The sequence below is a fragment of the Arthrobacter sp. P1_B11 genome (assembly GCF_056406715.1).
In genome coordinates this window covers 37,110-59,769 of the sequence record NZ_JBFTZQ010000022.1, presented here as the reverse complement: position 1 = coordinate 59,769, position 22,660 = coordinate 37,110, and the positions used below count along the sequence as shown (strand labels likewise).

The window sequence follows — 22,660 nt, the reverse complement described above, 5'->3', positions numbered from 1 at the left end:
CGCCGTTCAATCCAACGGCCCCCTCTTCCAGGACCGTCGAGAATCGCCTCAGTTCCATTGAACGCTCAAGCTCTGGACATGTCCAGAGCCGATCAACTCATCGCCTCCCTGCATGCTGTCCCCGGCGACTCAAGCCTCGGACGGCCCCTAGCGCCCAAGAACCTCACACCTCTGGCATCCAAGGCATTCGCCGTGAGTGTGGACTCACGGCAAGTCATGTCGTAACCAGAGCCCGCAAAGATGAACCAACGTGAGCGGGAAGAGTTGCAGGGAATGTGGCGAGAGCTTCGCGCCGTCGCGCTCGTCTCAGCGCTTCTGTTCCACGCGCTGCGCCAACAGACAACGCGATCGACGACGGCGGCACACCGTTGCCGTAGCGAGCCCGGCTCCCGCCGCGGCCATTCAGCTCCGGGACACCGTTGCTGAATCAGGCCCGGTTTCCGTCCACGGCAAGTCGCGGGCAAGGCTGGCTGCCGCTCTCTTCAGCAGCCGACAAGGCCAAGATTCCCTCCGCATCCAGCTCCGATCCCAAGCCGAGGACATCGACCGGCTCGAAGCCGAGAACACAGAGCAGCGCGAAGTCATCCGGAACCTCCGTGCCGAACTGGCACGACTGCAAAATATCCACCAGACCGATTCCCACGACCTCGTTCACCTCGCCGGCAGGCTCTTGGCCGTCTCGCGTACCAACGGAGCCGAGCTCCACAACAGCACCAAGACACTCTTCCGCCGCCGCGGGTGGACGGCAGCCAGCAGCCAAGCCAGGGTGCAAAAGCCATGACCATGTCCATCGCCCGGCTCTCCGCCCAGTCGGGCCTGAAGTACCTCTTTAAGACCACCATGATGGACGATCTAACATTTGCGCCCGCGGATGCCACCACCTACTACATGAAAGCCGGAACCCCACAGGGCCGCTGGCTCGGCTCCGGCCTGCAAGGCATAAACCGGACCAGCGGGGACGCCGTCACCGAAACAGACGCCGAGGCCATCTTCGACCATGCCGCCCACCCGGACTCCGGCGCTCCCCTGGGCCGCCTCCACGGCCAACCCACCATCGTCCAAAACAGCCAGGGACGCTCCGAAACGCGGCACGCCGTCGCCGGCTTTGACCTCACCTTCAGCGTCCCCAAATCGGTGTCCGTTCTCTGGGCACTGAGCCCCCGCGCGCTCCAGAACGAAATGCTCCAGACACACCACGACGCCGTCAGCGCCACCCTGCAATGGCTCGAAACTTACGTCATCCACACGAGGGCCGGCCGCAACGGTGTCGCCCACCTCGGCATCCGGGGAGCCATCGCTGCCGCCTTCGACCACTGGGAGTCGCGGGCCGGGGATCCGCAGCTCCATACCCATATGGTCATCGCCAACCGCGTCCAGCGCATCACCGACGGCGCATGGGTCACCCTTGATTCGCGGACTCTGTACAAGGCGGCGGTGGCGGCCAGCGAGCACTACAACGGTCTCCTCTTCGACGCCCTCCACCGGAACCTCGGCACCGATACGGATGTCCGAGTGCCGTCTGCGAACACCCACAACCCCAGCCAGCAACTGACCGGCATTGACGACGCCCTGATCCGCGAATTCTCCAACCGCTCGCGCCTCATCGATCTCGAAACTGACCGGCTGGTGGCCGAATGGACCGCCAGTCACGGCGCTCCCCCAACCGCGACAACCACCATCAAGCTCCGCCAGCAGGCAACACTATCCACCCGCACCACCAAACCGGAAGCAGCCATCCCGTTCCACCAGCTCTCCGCCCAGTGGCGCGCACGGGCGGCCGCCAACGGCTTCGAATCCCGAAAAGTGCTCGCCAACACCATTCGACGCTCCCATAGAACTCCGTTCCGGGCCTGCGACTTCACACCGGACTGGGTGGACGCGGTGGGCTCCTTGACCCGCGAGCGCGTCGCCACGAAGCGCGCCACTTGGAATCGGTGGAACCTTCTCGCAGAAGCCGAACGTGTCTGCGCCGAAATACGCTGCCACACACCGGCGGACCGTCACACCATGATTGACATCGTAGTCACCGCTGCCGAAGCCCAGTCCGTCCCACTGAATGAGTACCGGTACACCCTCCCTGCGAACGCCCAGGCCGATCTCCGATTCGCAGACCACAGCATCTTCGATTTCCACGGATCCCGCCTCGACACGGATGCAGGGACCCTCGCCAATGAGGACGTCGTGCTGGAAGCAAGGAACGACGACGGTGGCCCTGCGGTCAGCGCGACCGTCGCCATGGAATCGCTGGCCAGCTACAAACACCGTGGCCGGCTCGATCTGCACACCGACCAGCGGGCGGCAGCAGCCACCGTCCTGCTCAGCGGCCACCGGCTCGATGCCGTCGTCGGTCCTGCCGGAACCGGCAAGACGACCACCCTCGGCGCGGTCAAGGCTGCCTGGGAAGCGGAGTTCGGGGCCGGTACCGTGGTCGGTTTGGCGCCGGCGGCTGCGAGCGCCGAGGTCCTTGGGCGGGAGCTTGTACTGGCTACCGAGAATGTCGCCAAGTGGCTGTACGAATCTGTCGGCCAAGGAGCTGGCAACCGGGCTGCACAGTTTTTCGACACTGAGCAGCGGCTCACCAATCAGGCGGCTAACGGAGGCCCGCAGGCGACGCGCCTCGCCCAGAGAGCCGCCCGGCTTGCCGCCGAACAGGACAGGTGGCGTTTTTATCCCAACCAACTGGTCGTCGTCGACGAAGCCTCCATGGTGTCCACCCTGCAGCTGTCGGCACTTGTACAGCAGGCCCGGGATGCCGGAGCCAAGGTGCTCTTAGTGGGAGACCCGGGGCAATTGGACGCGATCGACGCCGGCGGTGTCCTCGGCTGGCTGGACCGGCAAGGCAAAACGGTGCGGCTGAGCACGATTTGGCGGTTCAAGGAGACGTGGGAACAAGACGCCTCGCTGAAGCTTCGTGCCGGGGACTTCGGTGCCATTGCTGACTACGAGAGCCACGGGCGCATTCAACACGGCGTGTACCTCGACATGGTCGATCAGGCGTACCTCCGATGGCAGGCCGACATACTCGCCGGCAGGTCGTCTATTCTTATCGCAGCGGACAATGACACGGTGAGCATGCTCAACCAGCGCGCCCAGGCCGATCGCGCGGTCCAAGGCGCCGTGGATGCGGATAACTCGGTATGGCTCAGCGACGGACTTCGTGCTGGCACTGGCGACACTGTCATTGCCCGTCAGAATGACCGCGCTGTAACAGACAGCAGCGGTGACTTCATCCGGAACGGATCCATGCTCGACGTCGTCCGTACTGGCAGGCACGACGGCTCGCTGACCGCGGTTCGCCGGGACACCGGCGCAACGATTTGTTTGAGCCGTGACTACGTTGCGGCTTCCGTTGAGCTGGGATATGCGACGACGGCCCACCGCTCGCAGGGCATCACCGTGGACACCGGCCACACCGTGGTGACACAAGGCCGGCTCACCCGTGAGCTGTTGTACGTGAGCATGACCCGGGGACGCGCGGGAAACCACGCGTATGTCAGCGAGAATGATCCTTTGGATGACGAGCCTATGGATCCCGCTATGCAAGCCTCGTGGCGGCAGATCCTCGGCGAGGTCCTTGCCGCCGAAGGCGCCGAACGAACGGCCCACGAAGTCCGTGATGCCGAGCAGTCGAAAGCGGACAGCTTGGAGCGCCTCAGTGCTGAGTACGACTACCTCGCACAACTGGCAGCGGCTGAGGATCTGAGGGCGTTCCTCGCGGCGCGCTCACCGGGCAGGGTCTCCGAGTTTCAGCAATCGCCTTCGTCGGGTGCAGTTGTAGCTGCGTGGCGGACATCAGTTGGAGTCAGTCGGCCGGGCACGCAACGGGTTGTCTCCGCCGCGCTGGAACCAACCGCTTCCGCTCGAGACACAGCGGCAGTCGTCCACTGCCGGCTCCGGCAGTTCCTGTCCACGATGCCCGCCTCAGGCATTGATCCCTTGACCGAGGAACTCCGCACCGTTCGTCCCGACCTTGCCAACATGATCACCCAGGTGCGGGAGCGGATCCGGCACAGGATGGACCATGTCACCATGGCCGCGATGGTGAGTGACGCCGAATGGAAACACAACCTCTTTGAGGCCTTGGGACCGTTCGTCACTCAAGAAGGGGCCACTAGTGTGGTTCGCCGAATTGCCATCTTCAGGGACCGGTGGGGCATAGACGATTCGCCCCTTCCTCTGGGGCCAGTTCCTGCGGCTTACGATTGGGAGCAAAAGGAGCAGCGTGTAAATATCGATCGACTCGTTGAGCAAGCAGGCGTCTCGTCCCTCAGTCCTGTGGATTCCCCTAGGTGGACTGATGGCCCGCAGAAATGGGAAGACCGCCTTATCAATGTCGGCTGGCAACTCTAAACTGGTCGGGAAGGTAATCCGTGGATGCGAACCCAGTCCTGAAGCCGAAGCTTGCAACACCTGCTTTGATTCTGAGCAGCGTGGCAATCGCTGCGTGTGTCGTCTACCTCGTAGGGACCGCGGCCGCCAATCGGCCGCATAATTTGTTCCTGCTACTAACCGTAGCTATTTCACTCCTCGCGGCCGTAGTCGCCGGAGCCGTCTGGGTGGTCCGAACACGCCGGCGGCGTTCATGGGCAGCCGGCGCTACCGAAAAGTGGAATCACTTCAACGACATGAAGCGAAGCAGTGGCACGACGGCAGAGCTCACGGTTCTCAGCGTTGACGCTCTTGAGCCCACAGGGTCGTGGATCACCATCAAGTGGAACCGGTTCGACCACGTTCAGCCCGCATGGATCGAAGCCCTGCCTGAACCGATCTGGCGGGGGACTGTTCTGCTTATCTCACCGGATCCGGCGCAAGTCAGGCCTGGGGCACCATGGCCGGCAACTTATTACATACGGGCTTCAGATTCACTGGCATGGGCACCGGGCAGGGAGGCTTGATCAAGGCCGGAGCCCGACCCTCGGGGCGGGCGAACGGCTTCAGCCGTCATTATTCTCCTCGTGCTCAGGGGTGAGGTCCCAGTTAGCCAACCGCACTGGATGCATGGGCAGGATATGGCGCGAACGGCCGGCAGCGAGAGGGTGCAGACATTGGTGACACTATCAGAGGTAGTGCAACCATGACGTGTACCTGCCCGTCCGTTGTCCGCCCGCGTATGATGATGCGGTCGATTGGGTCCGGCCCTCCAAGTTTATGGGCCCGCGACTCTCCTCACCCTCCGCGGTAACGTGCAGAGAGTTCTTGCGGGCGCCATGGCGAGCAAAAGCGGAGGTAGTACCTGCCGGAATGCCGCCCGACGCGCCACCGACGATTTCCCATTCGATGGCCTGATTGACGAAGCCGTCTATGTCCTCGCGTTCCTGCACGGGAGCCCATTGAACTTGGGTTGCCCTAGACGGATCCCTCCTGCCATTAATCGCCGTGCCGTGCGTGATTTCTGCCTTGTCCTTGCTGAAATAGATCCCGACCTCATCGGGCATGAAGTGGAAGCATCGGTCACCCCTCTGCAGTCAGCTACGGTTGCTTTGACTTGTCTTACCCTCACCCCAAGAACAGGACCGCTCGTTTGGACATTCTTACAACCCTTCAGCCCGCCATTGGCCCCGTCGTCGGCGGAGCTTTGACACTTATCGGCGGATATTTCGCCAGTAAACGCACGGACAAGGCAGCCCGTGCCACGGAACGGCGCAAGCTCTCGCACGACTCCGCACGGGAAGTGGTGTCGCAGCTGGCTGCCGCCGGTGGCATCGCACGCCGAAACCGCGCATCCAACAGTTTCCAGTTGACGGAAATTGGCAACGATCAGCTTATGGACTGCTGTTCAACGATGGAGCACCACGCCAGGTACATCGATGACATCAAGCTTCAAGAGGCAATCACGGAAGCCATCAGCTTCCTGCGTCCCCCGCCGGAGTTCGAAGAGTACCTGGGTGCGTCCGTTAGCCGCATTGTCTACGACGTGCAGCAGTGGATTCCACCTATGGTTCAAGCTCACATCATGGGCAAGCCGATGCCCGACGAACCTGACTTCCTACCCGCCTACCGAACCACCTTTGAGGAAGTTGACGACAACTGGAATCGGGCCATAGAAGACGAGGACCGGGCCCATCGGGAAGAAATGGAAGAGGCCAAAGTTGCCAAGAGCTAGGTTCGTCATTTAACGGAAAACGAAGAGGGCTATAGCCGTTAAAGCGGTAGCCCTCTTCATGTCCCGTCCCCACGGTGGACTCATCGAGATTCGTACTCCGGTCTCCACGGGCCCACAGTGGGAACAGCGCAATGGGACGATTTACGCGTCCTTGAGGATAGGTGTTACCCGCATATGCCCGGTCAAACCGGGTCAAAAGAGGGCTCTCAGGTAGTATCAGGGGGCGGCCCCAGAGGCCGCAAAAGTACTGAGAGGACCGACATGCCCGAGCCTTGGCTCTCTGCTGACGACATCGCTGTGCATCTCGGCATCACGAAGGACACCGTCTATTCCTGGATCGCCGACAAAGGCATGCCCGCGCACAAGATCGGGCGCCTTTGGAAATTCCAAGCCAGCGAAATCGACGACTGGGTCCGCGGTGGTGGCGCCAATGCATCGGGACTTGGTTCCGACTGATTAGCTGTCCCCTTCAAACTGCCTCGACGCTAATGCCGATCAGCCCGTATATCCTGACCCACAGCCCAATACCCGAAGGGAGGCCCCTGTTGGCCACGAGCATCCAGTCACATGATCGCTATGCACTGTCGTTCACCAGCGGTGGGCTCCTGGTGCGCGAGGCAGACGTGATCGTCTCCGAGTATCTACGCTCGCGCGACTGGGTGGCGGTACGTCAGGCAGTCACTGAGCAGAACCTGCTGCAGGCGCGTACGACTTCGTCGAGTGTTCGCCTGACGCGGGAAACAATCCAGCGGCTGGGCGTCTTCGATGATTCGGAACTTGAACTCCTCGCAAAGTCGAGTCTCACCGAGCGCTGTCACTTGATGTGGGCCGCTGCATGCCGTCGTTACGAGCTGATTGGTGACTTCGCGGAAGAGGTCGTTCGCGAACGGTTCCTCCTGATGACGCCCACGCTCGCCACCGAGGACTTTGAGCGGTTCATGACGGGCAAAAGCTTGTGGCACACCGAGCTTGACGAGTTGAAGCCCTCAACGCGCGCCAAACTCCGGCAGAACATCTTCCGCATGCTGCACGAAGCGGGCCTCCGCAGCGAAGAAGGCGCCATCGTTCCGGCGGTGCTCTCAGAGCGAGTCCATGAAGCCCTTGCTGCACGCCGCCCGAGCGACATCCGATTCTTCCCCACCACTCTGCCCATGGAGGCGACGCGATGAGCACGACCATGCGAAGCCTTACGAGCGATGAGAAGCACGTCTACGAAGTGCTGCGCAGTACGCGGTTCTTGAAGATGGAGGGCCTCTCCAAGGAGGTGCCGTTCTTCATCTATCACTACCCGCCCGCGTGGGCGCGCGACGTCGACGGCCTCCGCGACCGCGTCATCACGAAACTCCGTAGCGACGACGGATTGAACGTCCTGGAGATCAACCTCTACGACCTTGCCGTGCAGCTCCTCAGAGAACGTGGCGTGTGGGATCGCGTCTTGGCACTGGAACCGGACATGGACAAGGCCGAGTTCCGCGACACGCTGCAGGGCATGCTCGACCCGCACGATCACCTCGCACCCGCGATCCGCGACCGTCTCGACGCAGAGCCGAGCGACATGGTCTTCCTCGCAGGCATCGGCGAGGTGTTCCCCTTCATTCGCACCCACACGGTGTTGGAGAACCTGCAGAGCGTCGTGACGGGTCGTCCGATGCTGGCGTGGTTCCCGGGGACATACGAATTCACCCAGGCCAGCGGTCACCAGCTGCGGGCGCTGAACGTCAGCGCAAGCGACAGCTACTACCGCGCCAAGGACATTCTGGAACAGGAAGCATAAGCGATGACTACGATCAACGAAATCTTTGCCAAGCCGATCAGCCGGGCCATCGAGGGAGTCATCAAGGCCGATGACACCTCCCACCTCGCCACCGAGGTCGAGGAGTACGTCCTCACGAACGAGGCAGCCAAGGGTCTCGAACACGTGCTGGAGGCCTACACGAACTACACGAACGCCAACGGCGTCTGGATCTCGGGCTTCTTCGGCTCCGGTAAGTCACACTTGCTGAAGATGCTCGCGCACCTGCTCGGAGACATCGATGGCCACGACTACCCGCGTGCCAGGGTCTCCGGGTACTTCCGTGGCAAGGCCGACGACGCGTTCCTGCCCGCGCTGATCGAAAAGGCTGACCGCATCGCCGCGAAGAGCCTGCTGTTCAACATCGACCAGAAGGCCACGCTGATCTCGAAGGATCAGAATGACGCCCTCCTCAAGGTGTTCATGAAGATCTTCGACGAATCCCGCGGATACTACGGTAACCAGGGCCACATTGCCCGCTTCGAACGCGACCTCGACAGCCGCGGGCAGTACAACGATTTCAGGACCGCATTCGAGCGCATCGCCGGTATCCCGTGGACCCAAGGACGCGAACAGGCTGCACTCGAAGCCGGGCACATCGACCAGGCCTTCGCCGAGGTCAACGGCACCGAGAGCCCCGGCATCATCCGTCAATACAGCACCAGCTATTCGGTCTCGATCGAGGACTTCGCCGACGAGGTCGCAACTTGGCTGGACCAGCAACCCGACGGGTTCCGCCTGAACTTTTTCGTCGACGAGGTCGGCCAGTTCATCGGCACGAACACCCAGCTGATGCTGAATCTCCAGACCATCGCCGAATCCCTGGCCACCAAGTGCAAGGGGAGGGCATGGATCTTCGTCACGTCGCAGGAAGACATGGAGAAGGTCGGCGGTGACCGCACGAAGTCGCAGGCCAACGACTTTTCCAAGATTCAGGCCCGTTTCACAAACCGGCTCAAGCTCACCAGCCAGGACGTTGAAGAGGTCATCCGTAAGCGCCTCCTCGACAAGACGGATGCTGCTAAAACCGATCTGACGGCGATCTACGCGACTGAACACGCGAACTTCAAGACCCTCTTCGACTTCGTCGAGGGCCGCCACTATCCGAACTACCGTGACGAGACCCATTTCGTCGGCACATACCCGTTCGTGAGCTATCAGTTCCCGCTGTTCCAGTCCGCGATCGAGGGCATCAGCGACCACTATATATTCGAGGGGCGCAACAGCTCGGTCGGTGAGCGTTCCATGCTCGGTGTCGTGCAGGAAGTTGCCCGCGCGTTGGCCGATAAGCCTCTCGGCCAGCTCGCCTCATTCGACCAGATGTTTGAAGGCATCCGTGCCTCGCTGAAGTCAGCGAACCAGCGCGCGATCAACGACGCGGAACGCAGTCCGTCGCTGCCGCCGCTTGCGATTCGCCTCCTCAAGGCCCTCTTCCTGGTCAAGTACGTGGATACCTTCAAGGCGACGCCGCGCAACCTCACCGTGCTGGTCTACGACCGTTTCGGTACCGACCTCACGCAGCTCGGCAAGGACGTCAACGAGGCCCTTGCCGCGCTGGAAGCACAGACCTACATCCAGCGCAACGGCGACATCTACGACTACCTCACCAACGAAGAGCAGAAAATCGAGCAGGAGATTAAGAACGTCGACATCGACAATTCGGAGGTCTCCAAGAAACTCTCCGACCTGCTCACCGGCTCGGTCATCAAGGCGACCAAGGTCGTCTACGGCAAGAACGGCCAGAACTTCCCGGTCGGGTTCAAACTCGACGGCCAGGCGATGAGCAAGCAGCACGAGCTCGCGCTGCACTTCACCAGTCCCGAGACCGAATTCAGCCTAGAGCAGATCAAAGCCCACAGTGCCGGTCTCGATGAACTTCGCGTTGTGCTCCCGCCCGAGACCGACCGGATCCTCGCCGACCTGCGACTCCTGCTTAAGACCGCGAAGTACGTCAAGCGCGCGCAAGGAGCCAGCCGTACCCCGATCGAGCAGACGATCCTGCAAATCAAGGGCACCCAGAACGCCGAGCGGGAGAATGAGATCGTCGAACGCCTCCGCACCGCTGTCGGCCGCTCGACCCTGATTCACAACGCCGCCATCCTTGATGTCGCCTCGGCTGACGCAATGACTCGGATAAACGACGGCTTCCAGAAGGTCATCGCGGCAATCTACACGAATCTCACCCTGCTGGGCGGCATGAGCTTTACCGAGCAGCAGCTGTCCACGTTCGTGAACCCGCCTGAGGGAGCCCTGCTCGAGGAGACCGCCAGCATCCTGGCAGTGCCCGGGGACGATGTCCTCGCTCACCTGGAGATGAGCGGTAAGCGCCACGTGCAGGTGACGATGAAGCACCTTCTCGAGAAGTACACCACCAAACCGTATGGCTGGGACCAATGGTCGATCGCAGCCGTGGTCGGCTACCTAGCCGGTGGATCAAAGATCGAGATCCAGCTCAACGGCAAGGTACTCGCGCGCACCGAGATAACCCCAGCGCTGCGCAACACCCAGAGCTACCCGAACATGGTCATCGCCCTCCAGCGGGTGTTCGATTCCAAGGTGGTGGGTGCATTCCGGAAATTCGTCATCGAGTTCACCGACGACGGCGCGATCCCCAAGGATCCGCTGGAGCTTGCACGCGTCGGCAAGGAGCATCTCGACACGAAACTCACCGAACTGAAAGGGCTGCGGGCCGGCTCCCGGTACCCGTTCATTGACCAGCTCGACGAGCCGATCCGGATACTCGACGAACTGTCCAGCAACAAGGCCGAGTGGTTCGTCACCGAGTTTGCCGGCGCCGACGATCTACTCGACGCGAAAGACAATGTAATCGACCCGATCAAGGCTTTTCTGCACGGTGCCCAATGCGGCATCTACGACAGCGCCGCGGCGTTCATGCAAGCGAATCAATCCAACATCGCCTACCTTCCAGCCGACGCCACCGACGCGGTTGCGTCCGCCCTTGACGACCCGCAGATCTACCGGGGCAACAAGACCACCCAGCTAGGGGCTGCGTTCAAGGCCTTGCGGGACCAGCTCGGCGAAGTGATTGAGAAGCAGCGCGCTGCCGCCACAGCGGACATCAAGGCACGCTGGGATCAGGTGCCCGCCAGCCAGTCATACAGAGACGCGACCGAGGCCGCCCAGCAAGCGGTGACACGCACGGCCCAGGGCGTGCTCGACCGAGTCCAGCACGAAACACAGATCCCCGCGATCAAGAATCTCGCCTCGCAGTTCGCAGACTCGATCTACCCGCAGATTCTCGATGAGCTGGACGCGGCACGAGTTTCCCCGGTGTCGGAGCCGCCGGTCCCCGGAACCGACGCGAGTTCTGGGCCGACACCGGTGCCCGCCCCGGTCAAGCAGAGCGTCTCGATCACGAAACTTGTGCTGCCCGGCGCTGGTCAGGTGCTCGAAACAGAGGCCGACGTCGACGGCTACCTCAATCAGCTCCGCACGACGCTGCTCGCGACCATCAGTGACAACAAGCGCATCACGCTCTAGGACGGCAACGATATGGACACCAAACCTCTGGAGCGCTTCGCCACGCAGGCACGACGCGAACTCCTAGCAGCCGTCGACGCCCAGGCCACCGCCGTGCTCGCCCCAGGATCCGTTACCCGCACCGAGCGCAGCGGGGTGGTGAAGAAGCTCGAAGCCGAGATCGCCGCACATGGCCGCAACTACGTGATCGACAAGGTCGCATACACCTGGTTCAACCGCATTATCGCGCTGCGCTTCATGGACGCCCGCGGCTACACCGACGCGGGTGTCGTCTCGCCCACGCAGGGCCAAGCGCATGGCCAGCCGGAAATCCTCGCCGATGCCAAGCGGGGCAACCTCAACACCAACGTTGTGATCAACAAGAAGACGACCGAGGCGATTCTCGGACTACTTGGAGGCACGCGCCGCAGCACCGATGCCGAAGGTGAAGCCTACGCGCTGCTGCTGACCGAATACTGTCGCTACTGGCACAAGTCGATGCCATTCATGTTTGAGCGCGAGGGCGACTACACCGAACTGCTTGTACCCACCGGATTACTCGCGGACGGTGCGATCCTGTCCCGGGCACGCGAGGTGCTCACAGATCAGGTTTGCGACGACGTCGAAGTGATCGGGTGGCTCTACCAGTTCTACATCTCGGAGAGAAAACAAGAAATATTCGATAGCAAGGCCAGGCGGGGGGCCGCCGAGATCCCTGCAGCGACTCAGCTCTTCACACCCCACTGGATCGTCCGCTATCTCGTCGAAAACTCCCTGGGGCGCTTGTGGATGCTCAACCGGCCCACCTCACGCCTTGTCGATCAGATGGACTACTACATCGCCCCTGTGGATGAAGAGGCCGCCTTCCTGAAGGTCGCTGGCCCCGAAGAACTGACCGTGATCGACCCTGCTTGCGGCTCAGGGCACATGCTGACATACGCTTTCGACCTGCTCTACGCGATCTACGAAGAAGAGGGTTATGCGCCATCGGACATTCCCGGTCTCATCCTCACTCACAACCTCCACGGCACCGAAATCGACCCTCGATCAGGGGCACTAGCTGCCTTCGCGCTGACGATGAAGGCGCGGGCCAAGCAGCGGACCTTCTTCAACAAGCAGGTCGAGCCGAACATATGCGTGATCGAACCGATCTCGTTCGGGCTGGACGAATTGGACTTCCTCGTCACCAAGGACGGGGACCGCTACGCGGAGGAGGCGTTCTGGAACCAGTTCCGCGATGCCGACACTCTGGGGGCGCTCATTCAGCCGGATCCTGAGCGGACTAAGCATGCGGAAAGCGTGCTGGCAGCAATCGATATTGGCACCAACGACGCCATCCACGAGCGGACACTCGAACTTGCTCGTAAAACTGTGGTACAGGCGGAAACCCTGAGCCGTAAGTACTCCGTGGCCACGGCTAACCCACCATACATGGGCAGTAATAACATGAATGCCCGTCTCGCTGACTTTGTTAAAGGCGCATACCCGGGGGGAAGGCAAGACCTCTATGGATGTTTCGTCTTGCGTGCAATGAACTTCGTCCTCCAAGGCGGCTTCGTTGCTAAGATTATTGGCGATACATGGATGTCTATCTATAGTTTCCAGGAGCTCCGAACAGACATTCTCAATGGCCACTCTTTTAACAGTTTCGTTCATCTGGCCGACGTCTCCAATCACCCAGACGTCTTCGGAGCAAACGCCGCTTTCGTTCTTTCGATGACTAATTCTCCGGGCCGGCATGCACCTTTCGTTCGCTTGACGCCGCTGAATGAACAAGAGAAGCGTCTTCGTCTCATAAAGGCGATCAGCGATCCCGATTGTGAGTGGCGGTTCGCAGCATCGTCCGACGACTTCACCACAGTGCCTGGTTCGCCGATTGCGTACTGGCTATCGCAGCCGATGCGAAATGCTTTCGCGGGCACCACCGAGTGGCGCGAAAAAAATGTCGCCAAGGGAATCAAGGCCGATCCCTTGGGCGACGCGGTACGAGTTGCCAAGGGGATCACGACCGGCGCCAATGCAACATACTTGCGCAACTGGTGGGAAGTCTCGTGGTCGAACGTCGAAGTCGATAGGCAGCCAGGTATTCCGGGGGGCGCGCGCTGGGTTCCGGCAGACAAAGGAGGGGAGTTTAGGCGCTGGTTCGGTAATAACGAGTACGTAATTGACTGGTTTGATGACGGTCGCCCGATTATCGAATCGAAATCTTCGACGCCGCGGAACTTGTCCACGGCATTTCAGTGTTCCCTCGCATGTTCCAAGATCGGATCTGGCGACGTTTCGTTTAGGGAGCATTCTGGTGGATTTGTCTTCACGGATGCCGCGGTTAGTATCACGAGTCCAACAGCTGACCTCCGTGTAATTTCTTCTTTCCTCAACTCCAGTACGGCGCAAGCGATGATGAGAGCACTTGCTCCCACTCTCAACTTCGAGGTTGGGCAGATACGTTCATTGCCAAACCCGGCAGTTCGGCGCATTGAGGTCCTAGAGCTAGTTGAATCTCTGACTGCGGCCGCTCGGAGTGACTGGGACCGCTACGAAAAATCCTGGGACTTTTCATCCAATCCGCTCCTCCTAAACGAGGATGGCGTGCTTGCTCGCCGTGTGGCCTTCGACTCGGAAGAATGTCGAACTCGAGCGGCCAATCAGCGCCGGTGGGAAGAAGCTAATAATGAGCTGGTCGCCGAGACCTTCGGGCTCCAAAGCGACGTGTCGACGGAGGTTCCCCTCCATCGAGTATCGCTGTCGCAAAATATCGAGTTCCGATACGGTCAGGGGAAGTCCGCTGCCGACTATTTGCAGTTGGAGCGCGCAGAGGCCGTCGGAGATCTCATCTCCTATGCTGTCGGCTGCATGTTCGGTCGCTACAGCCTCGACGAGGCTGGCCTGGTCCTCGCCAACCAAGGAGCAACGCTGCAGGACTACCTTGCGAGGATCCCGACTCCAACATTCTGTCCCGATGCCGACAACGTGATCCCGTTCGTCGATGACGGCTGGTTCGGGGACGACATTGTCGAGCGGTTCCGTCAGTTCCTGCGGGCAGCTTTCGGTACGGAGTACTTTGAGGAGAATTTGCGTTTCGTCGAGGAGTCGCTTGGTGTGAAGACGCTGCGCGACTACTTCATCACTAAGGCGGGCAAATCGAAGTTCTACGACGATCACGTCCAGCGGTACAAGAAGCGGCCTATCTACTGGTTGTTTTCGAGTCCTAAGGGCTCGTTCAACGCACTGATCTATATGCACCGTTACAACCCGTCAACGGTCCCGACGGTGCTCAATGAGTACCTGCGTGAGTACCGGGCCAAGTTGGAGGTCGCCCTCGCTAACGCGGAGCAAGCTGCTGCCGCCGGCTCCACAACGGACCAGAAGGAAGCTGACCGGCTGCGCAAGGTGCTCTCGGAACTCCGTGACTACGAGCACGATGTGCTCTACCCTTTGGCAACTCGGCAGCTCGCGATCGATCTCGACGACGGCGTGAGAGCGAACTACCCCAAGTTCTATCCGGCACTTAAAAAGATCATCGGGTTGGAGGCGGCAGAGTGAGCAAAGCGTCTTCGATCTCAGCCCACCTTGCGGCGCGCTTCGATCAGGACCGGCTGGTGGTGTGGCACGACCCCGAAGGTAGTTACGCCACCGACGTCGACGCCCAGGCCCCGCCCGGTGTAACGCTGCTGCGCGTCCAGAACGACGAGTTCTCAATCAAACATCGTGTGCTACGCGACGAGCCCAGCACAAAGTTTCTGATCTATCGCAGCGGTCTTGTTGCTGAAGGGCCGGGCAACTGGCTGCTGGATCTCGAACTCGCATACGGTGTGTTCACCGCAGATCACCGGGCGCTCATGCGGGCAGACCTCGGCCTCACCGCGCCCGGATCCGAAGGACTTATTGCTGAGCACGGGACGTTTTTTGGCGACGCGAAGCTGGTTGCGAAGCTTAGGCCATTGCTGAGCACCAGCGATGATCTCGCCAAGGTCCAGGCGAAGATGTGTGCGGTCGTGCTCGACCAGAAGGAACACAGCTTCTCCGAGCTGATCCGTACGCTGCTGGTGCAGCACGCCGCGGGTGACAGTTCCGGTTACGAGGCGCTCGTCCATCAGGGGCTTGCCGACTTCCATTGGGCAGGGGCCGCGACCATCTACGGTTACCACTCTGAGACGCCGAGCGTGGCCGGGTTCGTGCTGTGGATGTTCAAGCAAGCCCGGGGCGGGTTCGCGGCCACGACCTCGAACGCCGCGCGCAATATTGAGATTGACTTTCGTAGCTTCCGGAATGACCGTCAGAGCCTGGTCGCCCTAAAGAAGCTCGCGCTTCAGGCCGAAACTGACTTGGACTACGTCGAGCAGGCTAAGGACGCGTCGCTTGCTGAACTCGTGGCGACCGACATTTTCGATGCGGGTGAGAGAGAGATCATCCGCCGCTTGATCGACGGCATTGCCGCCCAGACGATCCAGCCCAGTGACATTGCCGACATGATCCGCACCCGTCGCCGTGACAGCATTTGGTTTGACGACTACGCGACGCTTTATGCGGCGCTCGGCGCGGCGGCCGAGCTGATCCCGTCGATCCGTTCTGCACGGATCGACATGTCGAGTTTCGATGATGGCTTCAGCCGTTACCGCGATGTTCTCTTCCGCATCGACCAGCTCTACCGGCAGTACACGCTCGCGTCGCAGACCGCCGAGTTCACGCAGCCGTTGGAAGCGCTGAACGAGCAGGTGGAGAACGCCTACGTCACCGATTTCCTCTCCAAGCTCGGGATCAGCTGGCAACAACAGGTCGACCAGGTCGAGACGTGGAAGTCGCTCGCGATTACCTCGCAGCGTTCTTTCTACCGCCACTACATCGCCCCGCAGGTGCGCGGTGGACGCAAGAAGGCCGTGGTCGTCATCTCCGACGCGCTGCGCTACGAGGTCGCCGACGAACTGACTTCCAAGATCCGCAGAGAGAACAAGTACGACGCCAAGATCGAGGCCATTCTCGGGGTATTGCCCAGCTACACCCAGCTAGGGATGGCGTCGCTGCTCCCACACAAGACGCTCGCGCACTCCGAGAACGGCGACCCCGTGCTCGTCGACGGCCAACCCTCCAACGGCACGGCGAACCGCTCGAAGATCCTTAACTCCGTCGGCGGCACGGCAGTCCAAGCCACCGAATTCCTGAAGATGAAGCCCGCGGAGCGGCGCGATCTCTACGCCGCGCACCAGGTGCTGTACGTCTATCACGACACCATCGACGCGACCGGTGACAAGGCGGTGTCGGAGCACCGGACGTTCAAGGCCGCGGCTGATGCGATCGATGACCTCGTCGACATCGTCAAGAAGCTTGCGAATGCGAACGCGACGAACATCTTCGTCACCGCCGACCACGGCTTCCTGTACCAGGAGTCGAAGCTGGCGCCACAGTTCAATCTGACCGTGAAGCCGCAGGGCGACAAGGTCGTGGTCGCGAACCGCCGTTACGTTCTTGGCCGAGGGTTGAAGGAAGATGACGCGTTCCGCCGTTTCTTGCCAGAGCAGCTCGGGCTGTCGAGCGATCTGGAAGTTCAGATCCCGAACTCGATCTGCCGGATCGTCAAGCCTGGTGCCGGGTTCCAGTTCGTCCACGGGGGTGCGTCGTTGCAGGAGATCGTGGTGCCGGTCATCTCGATCAACAAGGGACGTTCCGACACCGTTGAGCCTGTGAATGTCGACATCCACCCGGAGTCCGACAAGATCACGACCGGTCAGATCGTGGTGAAGCTCTTCCAGCAGAGCGCTGTCACTGATCAGCGCACTGCGAGGAAGCTGCGTGCAGGTCTCTACTTCGGTGATCAGCTGATTTCCAACGAGCCCGAGTTGCTCTTCGATGCCGAGAGCACCGAGGGGCGTGATCGGTTCCAAAGTGTCCGTCTGCTGCTGAGCAAGGACGCTGATGAGGCGAACAACCAGAGCGTGGAGTTCCGGCTCTCCGAGCCGATCGGTGACACCGGCGAGTGGAAGAAGTACAAGAGCGTGCCCTACACACTTAAGCGCTCCTTCACCACAGACTTCGACTTCTAAGGAGCAATCTTGAGCGAAAACATCGACTTGGTCCAGTTAGCGCCCGTAGAGGACACCTACACCGAGTCCTCTGAGGGTGGCGCGCCGAGCGAGTTGGATCGCAAGATCAATGAACACTTCGCAGGGGCCGTGGTCCGGAAAGACCTCGTCAAGGCGGTCAAGGGCAATGCGATCGTGCCCTCATACGTGCTGGAGTATCTGCTCGGCCAGTACGCGGCATCCGACGACGAGGCCACGATCCAGGCGGGTATCGACAAGGTACGGGACATCCTCGCTCAGCATTACGTGCACCGCAACGAGTCTGAGCTGGTGAAGTCGAAGATCAAAGAGCGCGGGCGTTACCGGATCATCGACAAGGTCAGCGTCACTCTCAACGAGAAGGACGATGTCTACCACGCCTCGTTCGCGAACCTTGGGATCAGCAGCGTGGTCGTGGATTCCGCCACCGTCAATGCCCACCAGAAGCTGCTTGTCGGAGGCGTGTGGTGCCTGTGCGACGTCGAGTACTTCCACACCGAAGACAACCGTGTGTCCCCGTGGATTCTTGGTTCCCTCAAACCGATTCAGATGTCGAACTTCGACTACGACGGGTATCTCGATGCACGCGCGAAGTTCACCACCGATGAGTGGATCGACCTGCTGATCCAGTCGATCGGATTTGAACCCGATAAATTCGGGCGCCGCGGAAAACTGCTGCAGTTGGTGCGCCTGATCCCGTTCGTGGAGCGCAACTACAACCTCGTTGAGCTGGGCCCCAAGGGCACAGGCAAGTCGCACATCTACTCGGAGTTCTCACCGCACGGCATGCTCATCTCGGGTGGAGAGGTGACCGTGCCGAAGCTGTTCGTGAACAACGCAAACGGTCGCCTCGGCCTCGTCGGGTACTGGGACGTCGTCGCTTTCGATGAGTTTGCGGGCAAGAAGAAGCGTACGGATAAGGCGCTGGTCGACATCATGAAGAACTACATGGCGAACAAGTCGTTCTCCCGCGGTGTGGAGACGCTTGGCGCCGAGGCATCGATGGTTTTCGTCGGCAATACCTCGCATACCGTGCCGTACATGCTCAAGCACTCCGACCTGTTTGACGAGCTGCCCGAGAGCTACCACGACCCCGCATACCTCGATCGGCTGCACTTCTACATCCCCGGATGGGAAGTCGACACGATCCGTGGCGAAATGTTCTCGACCGGATACGGGTTCGTCGTTGACTACATCGCCGAGGTCCTCAGGTCGATGCGCAATCTCGACTACTCCGACCGCTACCACAAGCACTTCACGCTCGGGTCCGACATCTCGACACGTGATCGCGACGGCATCCACAAGACCTTCTCTGGGCTGATGAAGCTGCTCTACCCGCATGACCAGGCGACCACCGCAGAGGTCGAAGAGGTACTGCGCTTCGCAATCGAAGGGCGCAAGCGCGTCAAGGACCAGATCCTCCGGATCGACGCCACCATGGCAGCGGTGAACTTCGGTTATGACTCACCCGGCGGTGGCTGGTCAGCGGTAACGACGCTTGAGGAAGACGAATACCCGACCCACTACCATCGACGCCACTCGACTGCCCCGACTGGTGGGCCATTGGCCGAGTCGGACGAGCCGGTAGTCTCCACCTCGGCATCGTCATCGGTTCCCGCATCCGCGCCCGGCTCCCTTCAGGCGGAACTGTTCCGAGGACAACGGGACTTCCTGGACAACCAGCGGGGTATCTCGTACGAGACGCTGCTCATGCCGTACCTGCGAGGTGCAACCGAGATCGAGCTGCACGATCCGTACATCCGTATGGGACACCAAGGCCGCAATCTCGTCGAGCTGCTCGCACTCATCGCCGCGGCAAAGGACCCGGCAGACGAGGTCACCGTCAACCTCTTCACAGTGCTCGACGAAGACCCCGAGCACCAGACGAAACAACTCCGCATGCTCAACGACATCGTTCAGGGAGCCGCTCAGCAAGGCATCAAGGTCAACGTGGCGAAGGATCCCGGCGGCCACGACCGCTGGATCCGAACCGACACCGGCTGGCGCATCAACCTCGGCCGCGGCCTCGACATCTTCCAGAAGTCAGACGGCGGCTGGTTCGACTTTGGCACGAGCCGCCAGGAGTTCCGCCAGGTCCGAGCCTTCGGAGTCACCTACATTCGCGAAGAGGGTTGACATCATCGACCTGATCGGCCGCGTCGTGGCGCTCAGCCTAGAGACCAACCGGATCGTGGACGCATTGCCAGGACTCGGGCTCGACTAGCACTGCCCTACCCTATGCAGCCGGATCGCTTCTGCGTCACTCCACGCTCTGGCCGCCTCAGCCTCAGCCTCGGGCGAGATTCTTATCCGGACCAGGCCATACTTCTGCTACCGTCGGCTCGGCAGCGCAGCCGGCGTCTGCTCTGCAGGTGGCTGCCCGGAAACCTGCCCCACTGATTGGGGCTCGTTCCGGACGGTAACGGCGGTAATGGTGTTACCTGTTACCCGATGGGCCAAAACTCCCGATCCGATCCGTACTTGCCCTTCGCCGTTCCGACGCCAGTCCCGAGCCGGAAGCCTCGGTGGACATAGCCGCCAATGAGCCCGATTCTGCCGCATCTGAGTGTCAGCGCCTGCCCTCTACGATGGTCCCGCAGCAAGCGAAGGGCGGTCTCAAATGAACCAACAAGGCAGTGGCAAGGCGACCCGCGTCCAGGTCGCCGGTCTGTGGATCGCGGCGGCCAGCCTGGCCCTGGCGCTGCTCCGCACCATATTCGACGTCCTGGAAGTGATCGCACGGTAAGCCGGCACCGGATGAGCCCGGCGCTGGCGATTGCCTAGGGGCCACCCATGAGGTCGCACGTGAACACGCCTTCCGCGGTGCGGATCGAAAAGGAGGTCACCACGCTCTCCCCTGGCGGCGGCTCGGCAGCGTAGATGTCGGCGCCGCCGGCGGTTTTCCCTCGTATCGTCAGCCCGTCCAGCGTGCGTCCCGGACGCGGCTTGGCGTCGGGCCCGCAGTTGAACTCCCTGTCATCGTACTGGACTTTGGACGGCACTTCCTTGGGCCACAGGGTCCAGTCCGAGGTCTGCAGATACACAGTCCACAGCCTGATTCCGATCGGGACCAGAACGATCAGCAGTACTACTGCGGCCGACGCCGCCCATGCCACTGCCCGCTTCCCCCCGGTTCACGCCGCAACTCTCGGGGACATACGCGGCGGAGTCGACGGTCTGTGCAAGCTGCCGGTCAACTGATGACACGCCTGATCAGTGCTGCTGCGTCCTGGACGGCGTCATGGGCCATGGTCAGCGGTTCCGGCTCGCCGGATACTGTCAGCCCGGCAACGTCCCACAGTCCGAAGCTGGCCCAGCGCGGCTCGTAAAAGGACCACCAGGAGAGGCCGGCGTAGTCCCCGGCCTCGTACATTGACCGCGCCCACTGCTGCGTGGAGGCCCGGTCCCTGGAGACGACGCTGCTGGGCCTGAGCGACCATTCCTGCAGTACCTCCGGGTCATCCAGGTCCAGGATCGGCGGATCTCCCACGTACCGCACGAGCGCTTTCCTCGTGCCGTCGGGAGTTCCCGGGTGCGGGGCAAGGACGTCGGGAGTCCAGACGGGGTATCGTCCGAAGGCTTCCGCGACGGCGCCTTCAGCCGAGTCGCCGACGTAGAGCACCGTGTACTCGCGCTCCGGGTCATCCACCCGGCCAGATCCCTGCCGCGGCCAGATGTAGAGCGGGTGCCCGTTTTCGGTTGGGGAGGAAGCGGCGGGGTGCCAGTTGAGTACGCGCCAGAACTCCACCTAGGCGAACGCCCCCTGTTCGAAAGCGCGGATCGCCTCGATCACCGGTGCTGCGCCTTCGAGCCGGTACACGTCGATGGGACGGGCGCCCAGGTGGGGGTCCTGGCCTTCCAGCCAGAGCCTGGCCTGGGCCGGGGTGAACGCGCTGTGCAGATGACCCACGAGGGCATCCAGGTCAGCGAGCTGGGCGCGGTTCTCCTCGTTCGGCGCGTCCTGCCCCGACACCCACCTGCCGGGCCTGTCCTTATTAACTCCGAGGAGGGCCGCCACGGCGTTGTTGCCGAGCGCGTTCACCAGGCGCTGCGTGATGGCGCGCGGACCGTAGTCCGGTGCGTCTTTCAGCCCGGCCAGGTTGACTGTGACCGTCTTGGCCGGAGCCTTGCCCCGGGCCGTGGCACGGCGGGGCGCAACCTTGAATCCCTTGGGGAGAAGAATGACGCCGTTCCGCATTTTGACCGGGGTTTCCCGGCCGCCGCCCTTGAGGATGACGGTCTGCTCGACGGCTTTCCGCTGCTTTTCCATAGCCCAACACTATCTGTTGGCCTGTGCGTCTGGAAGGCCCTGTTTAGTGGTGCGCTGTCCATGTGTCGGAACGGCGGGCCACGTTGAAGACGACGTCGACCCACTCCGGCGGGAAGCCGGCGCCCGGCCGCGTGATGGCGTCCAGTAGGCGCTCCCCCGCAGTCAGTGCGTCGTTATCGCTCGCTACCCCCATAGTCGACCAGACGGCGACCAGCGGCCGGCCCCGCAGGCCCATCCTGACTGCGAGGGAAAGATGCTCGGCTGCGACGATGGCGTCCCGAGAGATGGACTCGATCCATTTTTGCCGGTAGCGGTCGGAGTACACGGCGCCGTCGGCTCTGGCCGTGACGTCATACGTGGTGGCCTTCGTGTTGATGGCCCAGACACCGGTCGGTCCGATAACAAGATGATCGATGTCTTTCCGCGGACTCAGCGGGACCGAGTGCAGGACGCGGTAGCCGTCCCGCTCCAGCCCCGCCAGGACGCCGGCCGTCCTCTGCTCGCCAGCAACCCCGGCACGATAGGAAGCATCATCCTGGTTCTCAATGAGCTGTCCAGGCCGGTTCGCAGACAGATCCGACCAAGGAAGTACATTCAGGAGGGATGGCTGCGGTTCCGGGGCCTCGCCAAGCTGGGCAGCGGCGATGAGCCGCCGGGCTGCCGTGAGCGGGGACAGGCCAGCAAGTGCCCGCTGCAGCAATTCGCTGGTGGCTGCCGATTCCGGGAAGGCCTCCATCGTGGCCAGATCCAGATAGCCGACCTTGGTCCCGTCCTGAAGGTTGATGTACAGCCGGCGAACGTCCTTCATCTTCCAGGGGTTGTAGACGAACTCCCGACCATCCCGGAGCACGGGCGGATCGGCGACCGCGACAGCTGAAGTACTCCCCGATGCTCCTTCTGCGTCGCCCGATCCTTCGTTCATCCATGCGAACTGATCCACGGTGTTCCCTTTCGATTGG

15 protein-coding genes are annotated in these 22,660 nt (G+C 61.6%); 11 read left to right on the top strand and 4 right to left on the bottom strand.

Annotation, left to right across the window (positions count from 1 at the left end):
- Positions 1 to 250: 250 nt before the first annotated feature.
- The 11 genes from AC1D14_RS16610 (at position 251) to AC1D14_RS16560 (ending at position 20,177) form a co-directional block, all read left to right on the top strand.
- A complete protein-coding gene (locus AC1D14_RS16610; protein ID WP_476968827.1) occupies positions 251 to 781 on the top strand; it encodes a hypothetical protein in 531 nt (176 codons plus the stop codon).
- Positions 778 to 4,350 (top strand): MobF family relaxase, encoded by a 3,573-nt coding sequence (mobF, locus tag AC1D14_RS16605; protein WP_476968826.1) that lies wholly within the window; start codon positions 778 to 780, stop codon positions 4,348 to 4,350. The genes AC1D14_RS16610 and mobF overlap by 4 nt, the downstream gene beginning before the upstream one ends.
- 1,171 nt (positions 4,351 to 5,521) lie before the next feature.
- Positions 5,522 to 6,103 (top strand): hypothetical protein, encoded by a 582-nt coding sequence (locus AC1D14_RS16600; RefSeq protein ID WP_476968825.1) that lies wholly within the window; start codon positions 5,522 to 5,524, stop codon positions 6,101 to 6,103.
- Positions 6,104 to 6,364: 261 nt separating this feature from the next.
- On the top strand, positions 6,365 to 6,559 hold the full coding sequence (locus AC1D14_RS16595; protein ID WP_476968824.1) for a helix-turn-helix domain-containing protein: 195 nt from the start codon (positions 6,365 to 6,367) through the stop codon (positions 6,557 to 6,559).
- A gap of 89 nt (positions 6,560 to 6,648) precedes the next feature.
- On the top strand, positions 6,649 to 7,272 hold the full coding sequence (locus AC1D14_RS16590) for a DUF1819 family protein (protein ID WP_476968823.1): 624 nt from the start codon (positions 6,649 to 6,651) through the stop codon (positions 7,270 to 7,272).
- Between the two features lie 8 nt (positions 7,273 to 7,280).
- Positions 7,281 to 7,877 (top strand): DUF1788 domain-containing protein, encoded by a 597-nt coding sequence (locus AC1D14_RS16585; RefSeq protein WP_476968822.1) that lies wholly within the window; start codon positions 7,281 to 7,283, stop codon positions 7,875 to 7,877.
- A 3-nt stretch (positions 7,878 to 7,880) separates the two neighbouring features.
- Positions 7,881 to 11,396 (top strand): BREX system P-loop protein BrxC, encoded by a 3,516-nt coding sequence (gene brxC, locus AC1D14_RS16580; protein WP_476968821.1) that lies wholly within the window; start codon positions 7,881 to 7,883, stop codon positions 11,394 to 11,396.
- Between the two features lie 12 nt (positions 11,397 to 11,408).
- Positions 11,409 to 14,918: a BREX-1 system adenine-specific DNA-methyltransferase PglX gene (gene pglX, locus AC1D14_RS16575; protein WP_476968820.1), complete on the top strand. Its 3,510-nt coding sequence runs from the start codon at positions 11,409 to 11,411 to the stop codon at positions 14,916 to 14,918.
- Positions 14,915 to 17,413: a BREX-1 system phosphatase PglZ type A gene (pglZ, locus tag AC1D14_RS16570; protein WP_476968819.1), complete on the top strand. Its 2,499-nt coding sequence runs from the start codon at positions 14,915 to 14,917 to the stop codon at positions 17,411 to 17,413. Before pglX ends, pglZ begins: the two co-directional genes overlap by 4 nt.
- A gap of 27 nt (positions 17,414 to 17,440) precedes the next feature.
- Entirely contained in the window at positions 17,441 to 19,567 is a 2,127-nt protein-coding gene (brxL, locus tag AC1D14_RS16565) for a BREX system Lon protease-like protein BrxL (RefSeq protein ID WP_476968837.1), read from the top strand.
- Between the two features lie 484 nt (positions 19,568 to 20,051).
- Positions 20,052 to 20,177 carry a hypothetical protein gene (locus AC1D14_RS16560; protein ID WP_476968818.1) on the top strand — a complete coding sequence of 42 codons (126 nt, stop codon included), beginning with the start codon at positions 20,052 to 20,054 and terminating at the stop codon, positions 20,175 to 20,177.
- Positions 20,178 to 20,211: 34 nt separating this feature from the next.
- Here AC1D14_RS16560 and AC1D14_RS16555 read toward each other — a convergent pair whose 3' ends face one another.
- From AC1D14_RS16555 to AC1D14_RS16540, 4 genes are all read right to left on the bottom strand, one after another.
- A complete protein-coding gene (locus tag AC1D14_RS16555) occupies positions 20,212 to 20,547 on the bottom strand; it encodes a hypothetical protein (RefSeq protein ID WP_476968817.1) in 336 nt (111 codons plus the stop codon).
- A 77-nt stretch (positions 20,548 to 20,624) separates the two neighbouring features.
- Positions 20,625 to 21,179: an RES domain-containing protein gene (locus AC1D14_RS16550; RefSeq protein ID WP_476968816.1), complete on the bottom strand. Its 555-nt coding sequence runs from the start codon at positions 21,177 to 21,179 to the stop codon at positions 20,625 to 20,627.
- Positions 21,180 to 21,701 (bottom strand): hypothetical protein, encoded by a 522-nt coding sequence (locus AC1D14_RS16545; RefSeq protein ID WP_476968815.1) that lies wholly within the window; start codon positions 21,699 to 21,701, stop codon positions 21,180 to 21,182.
- A gap of 43 nt (positions 21,702 to 21,744) precedes the next feature.
- Positions 21,745 to 22,641: a nuclease-related domain-containing protein gene (locus AC1D14_RS16540; protein WP_476968814.1), complete on the bottom strand. Its 897-nt coding sequence runs from the start codon at positions 22,639 to 22,641 to the stop codon at positions 21,745 to 21,747.
- Between the last annotated feature and the right edge of the window lie 19 nt (positions 22,642 to 22,660).